At 59.9% G+C, this 13,718-nt stretch carries 17 protein-coding genes; 13 read left to right on the forward strand and 4 right to left on the reverse strand.

What is annotated here, in order from left to right:
- Window positions 1–61 precede the first annotated feature (61 nt).
- Window positions 62–1,924, forward strand: a complete 1,863-nt coding sequence (locus JJQ76_RS01050) for a DUF294 nucleotidyltransferase-like domain-containing protein (protein ID WP_210394756.1) — start codon at window positions 62–64, stop codon at window positions 1,922–1,924.
- 3 nt (window positions 1,925–1,927) lie between these two features.
- A complete protein-coding gene (locus JJQ76_RS01055; RefSeq protein WP_210394758.1) occupies window positions 1,928–2,665 on the forward strand; it encodes a 3'-5' exonuclease in 738 nt (245 codons plus the stop codon).
- 23 nt (window positions 2,666–2,688) lie between these two features.
- Here JJQ76_RS01055 and JJQ76_RS01060 read toward each other — a convergent pair whose 3' ends face one another.
- The gene (locus tag JJQ76_RS01060; RefSeq protein ID WP_210394759.1) at window positions 2,689–3,132 is read right to left on the reverse strand and encodes a DUF3429 domain-containing protein; all 444 of its coding nucleotides are present in this window, start codon (window positions 3,130–3,132) and stop codon (window positions 2,689–2,691) included.
- Window positions 3,133–3,303: 171 nt separating this feature from the next.
- On the opposite strand from JJQ76_RS01060, the gene JJQ76_RS01065 reads away from it, so the two are divergent.
- Window positions 3,304–3,705, forward strand: coding sequence for a hypothetical protein (locus JJQ76_RS01065; RefSeq protein WP_210394761.1), 402 nt, complete (start codon window positions 3,304–3,306; stop codon window positions 3,703–3,705).
- A gap of 135 nt (window positions 3,706–3,840) precedes the next feature.
- Here JJQ76_RS01065 and JJQ76_RS01070 read toward each other — a convergent pair whose 3' ends face one another.
- From JJQ76_RS01070 to JJQ76_RS01080, 3 genes are all read right to left on the reverse strand, one after another.
- Window positions 3,841–4,224, reverse strand: a complete 384-nt coding sequence (locus tag JJQ76_RS01070; RefSeq protein WP_210394763.1) for a thiol-disulfide oxidoreductase DCC family protein — start codon at window positions 4,222–4,224, stop codon at window positions 3,841–3,843.
- Complete coding sequence (locus JJQ76_RS01075) at window positions 4,217–4,702, reverse strand: pyrimidine dimer DNA glycosylase/endonuclease V (protein WP_210394765.1); 486 nt, start codon at window positions 4,700–4,702, stop codon at window positions 4,217–4,219. The genes JJQ76_RS01070 and JJQ76_RS01075 overlap by 8 nt, the downstream gene beginning before the upstream one ends.
- 146 nt (window positions 4,703–4,848) lie before the next feature.
- Entirely contained in the window at window positions 4,849–5,205 is a 357-nt protein-coding gene (locus JJQ76_RS01080) for a 2Fe-2S iron-sulfur cluster-binding protein (RefSeq protein WP_210394766.1), read from the reverse strand.
- Window positions 5,206–5,432: 227 nt separating this feature from the next.
- On the opposite strand from JJQ76_RS01080, the gene JJQ76_RS01085 reads away from it, so the two are divergent.
- The 10 genes from JJQ76_RS01085 (at window position 5,433) to JJQ76_RS01130 (ending at window position 13,718) form a co-directional block, all read left to right on the forward strand.
- A complete protein-coding gene (locus JJQ76_RS01085; RefSeq protein ID WP_210394768.1) occupies window positions 5,433–6,299 on the forward strand; it encodes an SIR2 family protein in 867 nt (288 codons plus the stop codon).
- 191 nt (window positions 6,300–6,490) lie between these two features.
- Window positions 6,491–6,832 (forward strand): HesB/IscA family protein, encoded by a 342-nt coding sequence (locus JJQ76_RS01090; protein WP_210394771.1) that lies wholly within the window; start codon window positions 6,491–6,493, stop codon window positions 6,830–6,832.
- Between the two features lie 48 nt (window positions 6,833–6,880).
- Window positions 6,881–7,780, forward strand: coding sequence for a Fe-S cluster assembly protein NifU (nifU, locus tag JJQ76_RS01095; protein WP_210394773.1), 900 nt, complete (start codon window positions 6,881–6,883; stop codon window positions 7,778–7,780).
- Between the two features lie 12 nt (window positions 7,781–7,792).
- The gene (gene nifS / locus JJQ76_RS01100) at window positions 7,793–9,022 is read left to right on the forward strand and encodes a cysteine desulfurase NifS (protein ID WP_210394775.1); all 1,230 of its coding nucleotides are present in this window, start codon (window positions 7,793–7,795) and stop codon (window positions 9,020–9,022) included.
- 30 nt (window positions 9,023–9,052) lie between these two features.
- Complete coding sequence (nifV, locus tag JJQ76_RS01105) at window positions 9,053–10,192, forward strand: homocitrate synthase (RefSeq protein ID WP_210394777.1); 1,140 nt, start codon at window positions 9,053–9,055, stop codon at window positions 10,190–10,192.
- A 10-nt stretch (window positions 10,193–10,202) separates the two neighbouring features.
- Window positions 10,203–10,517, forward strand: a complete 315-nt coding sequence (gene nifW / locus JJQ76_RS01110; protein WP_210394779.1) for a nitrogenase-stabilizing/protective protein NifW — start codon at window positions 10,203–10,205, stop codon at window positions 10,515–10,517.
- 37 nt (window positions 10,518–10,554) lie between these two features.
- A complete protein-coding gene (locus JJQ76_RS01115; protein ID WP_210394781.1) occupies window positions 10,555–10,995 on the forward strand; it encodes a nitrogen fixation protein NifZ in 441 nt (146 codons plus the stop codon).
- Entirely contained in the window at window positions 10,992–11,825 is an 834-nt protein-coding gene (gene nifM, locus JJQ76_RS01120) for a nitrogen fixation protein NifM (protein WP_210394783.1), read from the forward strand. Before JJQ76_RS01115 ends, nifM begins: the two co-directional genes overlap by 4 nt.
- Entirely contained in the window at window positions 11,822–12,082 is a 261-nt protein-coding gene (locus JJQ76_RS01125; RefSeq protein WP_210394785.1) for a DUF6129 family protein, read from the forward strand. The genes nifM and JJQ76_RS01125 overlap by 4 nt, the downstream gene beginning before the upstream one ends.
- 184 nt (window positions 12,083–12,266) lie before the next feature.
- Window positions 12,267–13,718, forward strand: a complete 1,452-nt coding sequence (locus JJQ76_RS01130; RefSeq protein WP_210394786.1) for a circularly permuted type 2 ATP-grasp protein — start codon at window positions 12,267–12,269, stop codon at window positions 13,716–13,718.

The raw sequence follows: 13,718 nt of genomic DNA on the forward strand, positions 1-13,718 counted from the left end.
GGTAGCCTGACGCCCGGCAATGCGCCGGGCGTTATTGACTCTGCTTCGAGATCGGATCCTTATGCAGCCAGAGCATCACGAGTTTCTCGACTTCTTGCGCCGTCACCCGCCGTTTGACCAACTGCCGGATGACAGTCTTGAGCAGGCGGTGTCGACCCTCGACGTGGCCTATTTCAAAGCGGGTACCCCGATTCTCGACTTTGGCGCCCCGGTTGATGCGCTGTACATCATTCGCAGTGGTGCGGTGGAGGTGTTGCGCCGTAGCGGCGAACTCTATAACCGCCTGAGTGAGGGGGGGATCTTTGGTGAATTTGGTCTGCTGCGTGCGGGCAAGGTGCGCTTTCCCGTGCGTGCGCTGGAAGACACCCTGGTTTACCTGTTACCGGCGGCGGAGTTTCTGCGCCTGTTCGAACAGCACGATTACTTCGCGGATTTTGTTGAGGTCGAGGACCGTACCCGACTGCGCCAGGCGGTAGCCCGGCGTGAAGACGCCAACGACCTGCTCAGCGCGCCGGTGCAGTCGCTGCTACACCGGGCGCCGCTGCTGGTGGCTCCTGATACGGCCGCTCAGGCCGTAGCACTGCAGATGTCGGCGGAGGTGGTATCGGCGGCACTGGTGGTGGATGGCGCTAGCGGGCGGATGCAGGGGATTGTTACCGATCGTGATATTCGTGACCGCCTGGTGTGTGAGGGGCTGGCGTACGACTCACCGGTGACCGCCATCATGACCCCGGATCCGATCTGTGCCGACAGCGATCAGCTGGTGTTTGAAGCGATGCTGACTATGCTCAAGGCCAATGTCCATCATCTGCCAGTGATGCGTAAGAACCAGCCGCAAGGGGTCGTGGAGCTGGCCGATATCATCCGCCACGAATCGCAGAACAGTCTGTTTCTGGTTAACAGTATTCATCGCCAGCAGAGTGCCGAGGAGCTTGCGGCGTTACTGCCTGATGTACAGGCCTGCTTTCAACGGATGGTTAATGAGGATGCCAATTCCCACATGATCGGTACCGCGTTGGCGGTGATCGGCAGGAGTTTCAAGCAGCGCCTGCTGGAACTGGCCGAAGAGCGTCTGGGGCCGCCTCCGGTACCTTACTGCTTTGTCGCTCTGGGCTCCATGGCAAGGGATGATCAGACGCTGGTCACGGACCAGGATAATGCCATGATTCTTGACGATAGCTTTGAGCCGGCGCTGCACGATGGCTACTTCAGTCGTCTGGCGGCCTTTGTCAGCGACGGCCTGAACCAGTGTGGCTACCCCTACTGCAGCGGCGGCATCATGGCGACCAATCCAGAGTGGCGCAAGAGGCTCAGTGACTGGCGCCTTACTTTTACCCAGTGGATCGAGCAGCCGACGCCCCAGTTTCTGCTCAACAGTTCGGTCTTCTTTGACCTGAACGGGGTCTGGGGAGAACTGCGTTGGGCTGAAGACCTCTACGACATGATCGTCAGCAAAGCGGGCCAGCACCCGCGTTTTCTGGCCTGTATGGCACGTAATGCGGTGCTGCGGACGCCTCCGCTGGGCTTTTTCAAGGACTTCGTGATGGAGACCGACGGCCGCCACAGCAACTCCATCAATATCAAACGGCGCGGCACCGCACCGCTGAATGACCTGATCCGGGTCCATGCGCTGGCGGTCGGCTCCACGTCGCTGAACGCGTTTTCGCGTCTCCATGATGTGATTGACGCGGGCATTCTGCCCCCCGGGCGCGGCCAGGATCTGCGCGACGCGCTGGAGTTTATCGCCATGGTGCGCATTCGCCACCAGGCGCTGGATCTTGATACCGGACAGGAACCGGATAATAACGTCGAACCCGAAAACCTGTCGGAGTTCGAGCGTAAACATCTCAAGGATGCCTTCCAGATTCTGAGTAACGCGCAAAAGTTTCTGACCTACCGCTACACACCGAACCGCGCGGGCTGACCGATGTTGTTCCTGCCGCCCGAGCCTCAACCTAACTCCCGTGAGCCTGAGCGGGTCGACTGGCCCGCTCGCTTCCGGGATCTGGCCGTGCAGGCAAGGGATCCACGTCTGCGTGCGTTCTATGGCGCCGGCGTGGTGGCGCTGGATACGCCGATCGCCGAGGTACCGCTCGTGGCGCTGGATTTTGAGACGACCGGGCTTGATCCCGCGCGGGACGGCATCGTCAGTATCGGCCTGGTGCCCTTCAGCCTCGAACGTATTTGCAGTTCGGCGGCCCGGCACTGGGTGGTCAAACCGCGCAGCGTGCTGCGCGAGGAGTCAGTGGTGGTGCATGGCATCACCCACGCTGATCTGGCACGGGCTCCTGACCTCAACGCGCTGTTACAGCCGCTGCTGGAAGCGCTGGCAGGGCGTGTGGTGGTGGTACACCACCGGGAGATTGAACGTCGCTTCCTCGACGCGGCCCTGCGGGTAAGGCTGGGCGAGGGGATCGAACTGCCGGTGATTGACACCATGGAGCTGGAATCACGCTGGCACCGGCGCAACACCAGCCTGCTGAATCGCCTGCTGGGCCGGCGGCCGCCGTCGATTCGCCTGGCCGACAGCCGCCAGCGTTACCGGTTGCCGCACTATCACCAGCACTGTGCGTTAACCGATGCCCAGGCCACCGCCGAGCTGTTGCTGGCACAGCTTGGGCATCACTTCAGTCCGGACACGCCGCTGGTGGAGTTGTGCTGTTGAGTATGCGGAACCCTGATGGTGTCTCAGTTTGACAGCCAGATGGCCGCCAACAGATGGCAGACCAGCACCATTCCGGTGAGTCCGATACGCATGGTCCAGTACCAACTGGGGTAGAGCAACATCCACAGTTGCACCGACTCCGAGATCAACAACAGTGCGAATCCGGCCGCAAGAACCAGCAAGGACCAGGGCTCGGGCAGCAGTGAGCCCATGAACGCCAGCAGCGATAGCAGAATGGCGGTGGCCAGGCCCTGCCTGGAGTGCCTCTGCTGGCCCAGCACTGAGGGCAGCCAGAGCGCACCGGCCATGAACGCCAGAATAACGCTGCCGTAGCGAGTAAAACCCTCCACGACGGCCGGTTGCTGAGCTACCGGCCACAGCGGCAGCAGGGCTCCCAGCAGTACGAAGGGGAGCACCCCAAGCCCGCCATAGAAGCGAGCACGCAGCTCTACCGTGCGCTTTTCCATAAAGTTTCTCCGCTTAGAAGCCGATGTTGATTACTACGGGCTGCGCGGTTGGTTGGATCAGTTGACCCGGAACCGGCTCGGCACACTGAAGTCTCTGTTTTAAGTGTTGGTAAAACTCGTCAAGTGGACGCAGGTGTTGGGCGCTGAAGATTGCAGAACAGGGATTGGATGATGTCGAAGCAGCAGATATTGCGCGGCTGGTTAGCGGTACTGGTGCTGCTGTTGGCCGGTTGTTCCGCATCGCCCAGAATGCCGAAGGGTGAGCTGGTGGGGCCTTTTATCCTCAGTGCCGCCGAGGTCGAGCAGGTGATCGTGGCGGCGGTTCGACAGGGCTGGCCGGAGGCGGAACTGAAGCGTGTTAACGGCGAGCCTCTCAGCTATCAATTTACCGTTTGGCGCCTCGCGGATGCCGATACCCTGCGGGTAGAAGCCGCGCCGGATCAGCAGGGGCGCTACGCCATTCGCGTGGCCAACCTACGCTATAGCTCTGAATTAAGCGACCCCACCCGCGAAAAACTGGTGGGCCTGATCGTAAAAGAAGCACGCCGGAGGAGCGATCAACCCGGCGGGTAAGGGATTGCAAAGGTTTAGCAAACATTGGTTTTCAGGCCAATGCGAGAGCCGAAATAACAGTCATATCCCAGAGTTGTGCCAACGCTGAGGGGATTAAGGACAGGTATGGATAGCGCTCTTTCCGCCCCGTCGCCGTTATTGTTCGGCAATGCTGCAGCTCCCGTCACACTGGCCATAAAGGCGTCGGTAGCGGCGCCGGGCCCAGTAGCCATAGCAACGCGTCGCCACGGGGTATACGCCGGGCCATAGCAGTGGCCGCCATAACCAGCCCCAGCGGGTATGTTGCCAGGCGGCGACATTGGCAGCGAGTCCCACCAGCCACTGGCCGTTACTGCGTCGCAGATGCAGGTTACGCAGCAGTTGGTCTCGTTGCAGCCCTGGGGCGGGGTCGTCGCTGCTGACTAGCTGATGGATGTCCACCAGTTGCAGCTGCGGATCGCAAAGGCGAGCCAACTGGCTGATTTCCCGGCGGCACAAGGGGCAACGGCCATCGTAGTAAAGATGCTCAAGCTCAGTCACAGGTCAGCTCCGCAGCATGCCACCACGCGGGAGCCGGTGAGTGGTTCCAGATGGCGAACCGGGCCTTGTCGGCCAGGTAAAAACGACGGTATGCGGCAACGGCGTCACCTGCAACGCGATACTGTTCCGGCATCGCCTGGGCAAAGGGGGTCAGCCCCCGCTCTGGCAAACTGCAGCGCTCGATCTGGCGCAGCGGCGCCATTGAAGCGTGATCTCGCGGGCGTGCGTAGCGGCGGCAGAATTCCCGGTTAAGCGCCGTGGCCAGTTCCGCCAGCCAGAGATAGTTCGACAACGACTCTCCGGCCCAGCGGACACAGGGGTGATGGACATGAGTCGGCTTGTAGGGGGCGGACTCGCCGTTGAGATAGCGAACGGTGGACAGGATCTGCACGCTTTCGAGGATCATCTTGCTGACGTGCTGATCGCAGTGGTCGGCGGCGCAGCGTTCGATATCCGCGTCGAGTACAAAAATGTTCATCGCTCCAACCCCGGTTTCGTGATCTTCCCAGCCATATGGTCTGGCTACATCTTCATATACGGAACGCAGTCGGATTTGGAGCAGTGCGGGGCGATTGTGGGCGGGCAGCGAAAAGTTCGCCCGTGCAGGCACGGGCGATGCGCGGCTTAGTACTCGATGGTGACGTCTTCGTCGCGCAGGATCAGCTGGCACGCCAGCCGATGGGGTGGAGGCAGGTCATCTGTGTAGGTCTTTTCTATCTCGGCACGCTTGAGCTTACCGATCTCCACCAGCGTCTGGCGTTCCTTGTCTGTCAGGTGGCCCCCTTTGGGGGCTTTGTCACCCTGAACGGTTACATCGACACAGCAGGTGCCGCAGTTACCGTCTTCACAGTCAAAGGCGATCGGCACATCGTTCTTTTGTGCCAGTTTCAGTACGGTCTCCGTGTGGCTTCCTGCGACCGCGTAGGTCACTTTCTGTTCACCCTTCTTACCGCTTTTTGCGCGAAAAGTTACGACAGGCATAACGTTCTCCTTGGTTGCTCTAACCACGACGGCAAAGTGCCGCCGGAGCTTCTGATTGCAAGGGTTGCGCCACGTATAAGTCGTTGTTTTTATTAAATGGTTACAGGTTGTCTTTGTCGTGCTAATGCCAATCACCACAACCTTTGTCGGTATTACGACCTGGTTTACCCCCGAGTTGGATAAGTTTTTGCAGTGCAATACCCAGTGCCAATCGAGGAGAGCAGCTAATGGTTAGATTCGATCAATTGAAAGAGGGACTTGTCAGTGGTGAGCTGGTGCCGGTACTTGGCGCCGGTGCCCTGCAGGGGGCCGTTGACCCGTCCACTCAGGAACCAATGCCTGCCGACAGCCGCAGCTTGATCTTGGCGATGAACGGCGGTCGTGAAATGATGCCGCGGTTGATGTATGAGTTTTCCCGTGCCGCCCAGCATCTGGAGCAGCGGCGAGGGCAGGCGGCGGTTACCCGATTCCTGACCCAGCTGTACGGGCGCCGCTGGACGCGCAGCCCTTTACATCAGGCGCTGGCCGACCTGGCGCCGCACTGGGTGGTCGACCTCAACCGTGACAGCCAACTGCTGGAGAGCTATGCCGGTCAGCCCCATCTTTTGATCAAGGGGGTGTCGCGGATTATGGAGAAAGCTAAACGATTTCAGCTGTTTAAATATGACGGCCAGACCTACGCTGCGATCGATGAGGCGGCGGCGGATGCCTCGCTGCCTATCCTGTTCAAGCCCCTGGGTTGCTGCCAGCCGGAGCCCGGTTTTATCGCTTCCGACGCCGACTTCGTCGATTACCTGACCGAACTGATGGGGGGATTTGCCATTCCCTCGTTTCTCAAGCAGTACCGCCCCGGTCGGCAATATCTGCTGCTGGGGGTTCCTTTGAGTCGCGATACCGAACGCATGCTAGTGACCGAAATCAGCTACGGCGCATCGGAGCCGCGCGGCTGGGTATTCCTGCCGGAAGCGACCGCCAAGGAGCAGCGTTTCTGCGCGCGCATGGGGCTGCAGATCATTGATCGGCCGCTGGCGGAGTTTACCGCTTACCTGCTGGGTGGTGGTGAGAACGGTTCTCAGTCCATGTCGGCAATGTAACAAAGCGCGGTCCGGGGGACAGCGGTTGATTGTCGCCAATGGTACAAAAAACACCTGTGCAGCTGTGCTGCTGCGGTAACAAGCCTTTTATTAACAACGTGTTGTGTAGATTGATCCGCGTGGCATAGCCCTTGCTCCTGTACTGGAAACAGAAAGGTTATCCGTTAACGAACAGGTACAGCGAGGGCGACATGCTGCAATTTTCCGAACAGGCGCTGGCAACGATCAACCATGCCATGCAGAGCAAACAGCCGACTCCCCGGGGATTGCGCTTGGGCGTCGTCGGCAGTCCATGCTCTGGTCTCAAGTACATTATCCGGCTCGAAGAGGGCCCGACCAGTGACGACCAGGTGATCGAGTGCCAGGGGTTGTCGCTGTTTGTCGATCTGGACAGTGTCACCAAGCTGCAAGGCGTTCGCGTTGACTACGTGGAACAGGAGGGGCGTCGGGGGTTTACCTTTGACAATCCGCAGATGGCTTCAGGGTGCTCGGGCTGTAACAAGGCCGCGCCGGCGCAGCCGCACTCAAATTAGACGATACAAACGCTTGGCCGAAGAGCCGAACAGCAGAGGGTTGGGTTTATGTGGGAATACTCGGAAAAGGTTCAGGAACTGTTTTTTGATCCCAAGAATGCCAAGGCAGTTGAAGATGCCAATGCCGTGGGCGATGTCGGCTCCATCAGTTGTGGCGATGCGTTGCGCCTTACGCTGAAGGTGAATCCGCAAACGGAAGTGATTGAAGATGCCGGTTTTCAGACCTTTGGTTGTGGCTCTGCTATCGCGTCATCGTCGGCGCTGACCGAGATCATCAAAGGCAAAACGCTGGATGAGGCACTGAAGGTTACCAACCAGGATATCGCCGACTACCTCGATGGCTTGCCGCCTGAAAAAATGCACTGTTCGGTGATGGGGCAGGAGGCGTTGCAGGCGGCGGTGGCCAACTACCGTGGTGAAGAGTGGAAAGACGACCACGAGGAGGGCGCGCTGGTATGCAAGTGCTTCGCCGTTGATGCGGTGCTGATTGAGAACACGGTACGCGCCAATAACCTGACCAGTGTGGAGCAGGTTACCCACTACACCAAGGCCGGTGGCAGTTGCGCTGCTTGTCATGAGGGGATCGAGGACATTATCGCCAAGGTCCAGGCCGAGGCACCGACCGCGGCAGATGCGCCCGAGGTGACTCCGGCGGCTCCGGTTGCTGCGGCTGCACCACGGGGTATGACCCTGGTCCAGCGAGTGCAGACCATCCTCACCGTGTTCGACGAGGTACGGCCCCAGCTCAAGAATGACGGCGGCGACATCGAGCTGATCGAGGTTCAGGACGAGAAGATTTTCGTCAAGCTGGATGGTGCCTGCGGAGGCTGCCAAATGGCAGGCGCTACCCTGGGCTGGATTCAGCAGCGACTGGTAGAAAAACTGGGCGAGTTCGTGCGCCTGATTCCGGTCAATAGCCCGGAACAAGCCGTCAGCCGGCGCGTGTAGGAGGGTATGAGCATGAGCGTAGCGACCATCAAACCACAGTCGATCTATCTTGATAACAACGCCACCACCCGGGTTGACCCCGAGGTGCTGAATACCATGTTGCCTTACTTTACCGAGCTGTTTGGCAATCCCTCCTCGATGCACAGCTTTGCCAGTGGTGTTGGGCGGGCCGTCGCACAGGCGCGTGAACAGTTGCGGCTGTTGCTGGGTGCTGCCTACGACACGGAGGTGATTTTTACTTCCTGCGGCACCGAGTCGGACAGCACCGCGATCCTGTCGGCGATAAAGGCCAACCCCGATCGTAACGAGATTATCACCACGGTGGTGGAGCATCCGGCGGTACTGGCGCTGTGCGACCAACTGGAAAAGGATGGCTACACCGTTCACAAGCTGGGTGTAGACAGCAAGGGCCGACTCGATCTGGAGCAGTATGCGTCCCTGCTCAGCCCCCGTGTGGCGGTGGTGTCGGTGATGTGGGCCAACAACGAAACCGGCACCCTGTTCCCGGTCGAGACGATGGCCAAGATGGCGCGCGACGCTGGTGTGCTGTTTCACACCGACGCGGTGCAGGCGGTGGGCAAGGTGCCGATCGATCTGAAACACTCCTGCATCGATATGTTGTCGCTATCGGGGCATAAGCTGCACGCACCCAAGGGCATCGGGGTGCTCTACCTGCGTCGAGGTACCCGCTTCCGTCCGCTGCTGCGCGGTGGGCATCAGGAACGCGGTCGTCGCGCCGGCACCGAAAACTGCGCTGCCATCGTCGGGCTGGGCAAAGCTGCCGAGCTGGCCATGGCGCACCTGACTGAGGAGAACACCCGGGTCAAGGCGCTGCGGGACCACCTTGAAGCCGGTCTGCTGGCGGCGATCCCCCACGCCTTTGTTACCGGCGACCCGGACAACCGCCTGCCCAATACCGCCAACATCGCGTTTGAGTACGTTGAAGGTGAGGCGATTCTGATGCTGCTCAACCGTGCCGGCATCGCCGCCTCCAGTGGGTCTGCCTGTACCTCCGGCTCACTGGAGCCCTCCCATGTGATGCGAGCAATGGATATTCCCTATACCGCCGCCCACGGCAGCATCCGTTTCTCGCTGTCGCGGGACAATACCAAAGCGGATATCGAACGGGTGATTGAGGTGATGCCGGGCATCATCGCCAAGTTGCGCGAGATGTCGCCCTATTGGAAAGACGGGGCGCCGGTAGAAGATCCTGAACAGGCGTTTGCACCGGTTTACGCCTGAGGCGACCGGTGATCGACGGGAGGTAAGGTGATGAGTAGTCAGGTAAAGCAAGCACAGAGTGTGATCATCGACGACACCACATTGCGTGACGGCGAGCAGTCAGCCGGGGTTGCGTTCACGCTGGAAGAGAAGCTGGAGATCGCCTGCCGTCTCGACGCCCTGGGCGTTCATGAGCTGGAGGTGGGTATTCCGGCCATGGGCGACAAGGAACGCGATGCGATTCGGGCCCTCAGCGCGTTGCGTCTGGACGCCAGTCTGGTGGTATGGAGCCGCATGCGAGAGGACGATATCGATCTGTGTGCCAACCTGGGCGTCGATATGGTGGACCTGTCGATTCCGGTGTCGGACCAACAGATTGCCAGCAAGCTCAAAACCGATCGTAACGCGGTACTGGCGATGATTCCGCGCCATGTGGCCAAGGCGCGTTCGCTGGGGCTGGATGTCTGTATCGGCGCCGAGGACGCTTCGCGCGCCGATCCCGGATTTTTGATGGCGGTGGCCGAAATGGCCCAGCGCGCCGGTGCGCGCCGGTTTCGGTTCGCCGACACCCTCGGCATCATGGAGCCGTTCGCCGTGCACACGGTGTTCAAGAACCTCAGCAGCCGCTTCGACCTCGATCTGGAGATGCATGCTCACGATGATCTGGGTCTGGCCACGGCCAACTCGCTGGCGGCTGCCAAAGGCGGGGCCACCCATATCAACACCACCGTCAACGGCCTTGGCGAGCGCGCCGGCAACGCACCACTTGAAGAGGTGGTGATGGGACTGGAAAAGCTGCATGGCTATGACCTCGGGATCAACCTCAAGGGATTTCAGTCACTGAGCGACCTGGTGGTGCTGGCGTCAGGCCGGCCGCTGTCGTGGCAGAAAAGCGTGGTCGGCGAAGGGGTTTTCACCCATGAGGCGGGCATCCATGTCGATGGTCTGCTCAAGGATCCGCGCAATTACCAGGCGATCGATCCGGCGGAGGTGGGGCGACAGCACCAGTTGGTGCTGGGCAAGCACTCTGGTGTGAGCGGGCTGATGCTGGCCTACAACGAGCTGGGTCTGGCGCTCAAGCGCGAACAGGCGGAACGTATTCTGCCCTGGGTGCGCCGTTTCAGTGAGCGCCGCAAGCGGGCGCCGGGGCGGCCGGAGCTGCTGAGCTATTACCGTCAACTGAGTGCCTGAGGAGATTGTCATGAGCATGACCGAAACCGAACTGCGGGATGATCTGGAAGAGCTGCCAGGCGCCGAGGAGTTCCTCGAACACTTCGGTATCAGCTATGACAAGCGGGTGGTGCAGGTTAACCGGCTGCATATTCTGCAGCGGTTTCATGACTACCTTGCCGGCAATCCGCTGACAGATGGCAGTGATGCCTTTGCCCACTATGGCGGCTGGCTGGAGCAGGCCTACCTCGATTTTGTGGGCTCCAGCGCGCAGGAGCAGAAAGCATTACGGGTGTTCAAGCAGCCGCAACCGGCGTTCGTCAGTATCGACGAACTGGATTTATGAACCCTGTGTATCAGTTGCGAGCGGCCAGGAGAACACCATGATTCATAAGTACGACTACGGTGAGCAGGTGCGGGTGATTCGCACGGTCCGAGACGACGGCACCTACCCCGGCAAGCAGCGGGGCGAGCGCCTGGTAACCCGGGGCAGTGTCGGCTACGTGGTTGATGTGGGCACCTTTCTGCAAGACCAGATTATCTATCGCGTTCACTTTCTGGATGAGGGTATGCAAGTCGGCTGTCGTGAAGAGGAGCTGATCCCGGTGGATGCGCCTTGGGTAGAAAGCCGGTTCGAGTTTCGTCAGTGGGTACAGGCGGCCCGGGATCTGGCGATCAAGGGCCAGGTGCTGGTTCGCTCGGGTGATCAGGGTCAGGTGCTGCGGGTGTTGCGTGATCTGGGTGATGAGGTGATCTATCAAGTGCGCTTTCCCGGCCGCACCCTGCAGGTGCGTGAGGGTGCGCTGGAGGATTGGAGCGAATGAGTGATCAGGGTATGAATGCGTATTACGCCCTGCGGGCGTCGCAACATTACTTTAATAAGCCGCCGGAGCAACTGGATAGCACCCAGCGCCAGTGGCTGAGCGACACAGTCAGACGCCAACAGCAGATGGAAGCGAGCGTACTGGCAACTGCTGAGGCGGCGCAAGTGGTGGTGCCGGACGACCAGCTTCGCCGCGCCATGGATGAGTTGCAGTCGCAGTACGAAGATACCGATTCGTTCCTTGATGATCTCGGCAGTTATGACCTCTCGGTATCCCAGTTGAGCGATCTGCTGGAGCGGCAATTACGGGTAGAATTGGTACTGGAGCGCCAGTCCGCAGCGGTTACGCCGGCGGGGCTGCCGGAAGCCCGCAGCTACTACGATGCTCACCCGGACAAGTTCCTCAAGCCAGAGCGTCGTCGTACTTGGCACCTGATGATTACGGTCAACGATGACTATGCAGAGAATGCCCGTGAAGACGTGGTACAGCGGTTGGAGAAGATCCGTACCGATAGCATCGGTGATCTGGCACTGTTCAAACAACATGCACGGAGATACTCGGAATGCCCTTCTGCACTGAGTGAGGGTGAGCTGGGGTGGATCCCGCGTGGTCATCTGTTCCCTGCGATTGACGACGCGCTGTTCAGACTGGAGGAGGGCGAGATCAGCCCGATAGTGGAAACAGAGGTAGGGCTGCATCTGGTGTTCTGTGAGGAGATTGAAACGGAGCAGACCGTCGCCTTTGAGACGGTGGCGGAAACCATCACCACCAAGCTGACCGAGGCCCGCCAGCAGCAGGCGCAGCGGGCTTGGCTGAGGAGTTTGCCATGATTGACACCGTTCTTCTGGATCAACTGGCCCGGCGGGCAACAGAGCTGGGTTTTACCGACGCAGCCCAGCGAAGTCTGCGCGATGCCTTTCCCCAGCTGCGGCTGACGTTCTGCCTCGAGGACGAACTGGGTTGTGTCGAGCCTTACCGTGAATATGCCGGATTCAGTTTGTATCTGGTGGGTGGTGGCGATCACTGCCTGTCTCTGACCGACGACCCGCAGCGGGCCGCCGGTGTGTTGCTGGCTGAAGTCGACTAGCGCCGGTTCCGGTTTTACCACTCCGCAGTATATTTTTTCATCTGTCTCGTGCTGGTCTGGATCTTGCCTAGACTCAGTAGGTGCGCGCTTTTCGCGCTGTACGTGCACCCTGACAAGGCCTTGTCCCCTCGGACGCACTGTTCCGGGGCAGGGCCGGACACTTTCGTAGAGACAGGCGGCATCTATGTCCATAGATTGGAAACAGTACGACCCCAATGGTTTTTTCGACGAGTTGATCGCGTCGCCGGGCGAGGCCCGGCATCCCGCGGGGCCGTTGATCGACTATCTGTCTGAACTGGACGCCAAGGAGTTGGAGGCGCGCCGGCAGATGGCGGAGGCCACCATTCAGGAGATGGGGGTCAGTTTCACCGTGTACACCGAGGGCGGCAATATCGACCGAGCCTGGCCGTTCGATATCGTTCCTCGGGTGATCGGCGCCAAACAGTGGAAGCGGGCGGAACAGGGGCTGCGTCAACGGCTGAAAGCGCTGAACATGTTTATCGATGATCTATATAACGATCAGCAGATCATCAAGGATGGCGTTGTTCCCGCCCATATCATCGAAAAATCCAAGAATTTCCGTCGTGAGTGTATCGGCATGAAGCCGGCTTACGGCGTCTGGGCCCATATCTGTGGCACCGACCTGGTACGCGACGGTGACGGCGAATTCTACGTGCTGGAAGACAACCTGCGGGTGCCGTCCGGGGTTTCCTACATGTTGGAGAACCGGGCCATCACCAAGCGGGTACTGCCGGAGTTGTTTGAACGCAAGGATATCAAGCCGGTTCACAACTACCCGGCGCGGCTGTTTGATACGCTGGTGGCGATCTCGCCACGGCGGGTCAAACGACCGGAGATCGTGGTGCTCACCCCCGGCATCTATAACTCTGCCTACTTCGAGCATGCGTTTCTGGCGCAGCAGATGGGGGTCGAGCTGGTGGAGGGCAGTGATCTGGTGGTCGGCGATGACGATTGCGTTTACATGCGTACCATCGCCGGCCGCGAGCGGGTCGACGTGATCTACCGCCGCATCGACGATATGTTTCTCGACCCGGACGTTTTCCACAAAGACTCGGTACTCGGTGTGCCGGGCCTGATGCGTGCCTGGCGGGCGGGTAATGTGGCGCTGGCCAACGCTCCCGGCGCCGGGGTTGCTGACGATAAAGTGGTATACGCCTACGTGCCGGAGATTATCCGTTACTACCTTAATGAAAAGCCGCGTATTGCCAACGTCAAAACCTATCTCTGTGATGATCCGGAGCAGCAGGCCTACGTGCTCGATCATCTGGATGAACTGGTGGTCAAGCCGGCCAACGAGTCCGGCGGCTACGGCATGCTGATCGGGCCCCATTCGACTAAGAAAGAGCAGGCCCAGTTTGCCAGATTGATCAAGGAGAACCCGCGCAACTATATAGCCCAGCCGACTTTGAGCCTCTCGACCGCGCCGACACTGGTCAGCAAGGGCAAGGTGGAACCGCGCCACCTGGATCTGCGGCCTTTTATCCTGCAGGCCAAGGATACTTACGTCACCAACGGTGGCCTGACGCGGGTGGCGCTGCGCAAGGGGTCTCTGGTGGTCAACTCGTCCCAGGGCGGGGGCAGTAAAGACACCTGGATCGTCAACGGAGAGGAGTGA

The organism is Motiliproteus sediminis, from assembly GCF_017912535.1.
Classification (GTDB): Bacteria; Pseudomonadota; Gammaproteobacteria; order Pseudomonadales; family Balneatricaceae; genus Motiliproteus; species Motiliproteus sediminis.

What these genes read in the sequence shown, in the direction of transcription:
- JJQ76_RS01050 (WP_210394756.1), top strand. Translation starts at nt 62, where the DNA reads ATGCAGCCAGAGCATCACGAGTTTCTCGACTTCTTGCGCCGTCACCCG.
- JJQ76_RS01055 (WP_210394758.1), top strand. Translation starts at nt 1,928, where the DNA reads ATGTTGTTCCTGCCGCCCGAGCCTCAACCTAACTCCCGTGAGCCTGAG.
- JJQ76_RS01060 (WP_210394759.1), bottom strand. Translation starts at nt 3,132, where the DNA reads ATGGAAAAGCGCACGGTAGAGCTGCGTGCTCGCTTCTATGGCGGGCTT.
- JJQ76_RS01065 (WP_210394761.1), top strand. Translation starts at nt 3,304, where the DNA reads ATGTCGAAGCAGCAGATATTGCGCGGCTGGTTAGCGGTACTGGTGCTG.
- JJQ76_RS01075 (WP_210394765.1), bottom strand. Translation starts at nt 4,702, where the DNA reads ATGAACATTTTTGTACTCGACGCGGATATCGAACGCTGCGCCGCCGAC.
- JJQ76_RS01080 (WP_210394766.1), bottom strand. Translation starts at nt 5,205, where the DNA reads ATGCCTGTCGTAACTTTTCGCGCAAAAAGCGGTAAGAAGGGTGAACAG.
- JJQ76_RS01085 (WP_210394768.1), top strand. Translation starts at nt 5,433, where the DNA reads ATGGTTAGATTCGATCAATTGAAAGAGGGACTTGTCAGTGGTGAGCTG.
- JJQ76_RS01090 (WP_210394771.1), top strand. Translation starts at nt 6,491, where the DNA reads ATGCTGCAATTTTCCGAACAGGCGCTGGCAACGATCAACCATGCCATG.
- nifU (WP_210394773.1), top strand. Translation starts at nt 6,881, where the DNA reads ATGTGGGAATACTCGGAAAAGGTTCAGGAACTGTTTTTTGATCCCAAG.
- nifS (WP_210394775.1), top strand. Translation starts at nt 7,793, where the DNA reads ATGAGCGTAGCGACCATCAAACCACAGTCGATCTATCTTGATAACAAC.
- nifV (WP_210394777.1), top strand. Translation starts at nt 9,053, where the DNA reads ATGAGTAGTCAGGTAAAGCAAGCACAGAGTGTGATCATCGACGACACC.
- nifW (WP_210394779.1), top strand. Translation starts at nt 10,203, where the DNA reads ATGAGCATGACCGAAACCGAACTGCGGGATGATCTGGAAGAGCTGCCA.
- JJQ76_RS01115 (WP_210394781.1), top strand. Translation starts at nt 10,555, where the DNA reads ATGATTCATAAGTACGACTACGGTGAGCAGGTGCGGGTGATTCGCACG.
- nifM (WP_210394783.1), top strand. Translation starts at nt 10,992, where the DNA reads ATGAGTGATCAGGGTATGAATGCGTATTACGCCCTGCGGGCGTCGCAA.
- JJQ76_RS01125 (WP_210394785.1), top strand. Translation starts at nt 11,822, where the DNA reads ATGATTGACACCGTTCTTCTGGATCAACTGGCCCGGCGGGCAACAGAG.
- JJQ76_RS01130 (WP_210394786.1), top strand. Translation starts at nt 12,267, where the DNA reads ATGTCCATAGATTGGAAACAGTACGACCCCAATGGTTTTTTCGACGAG.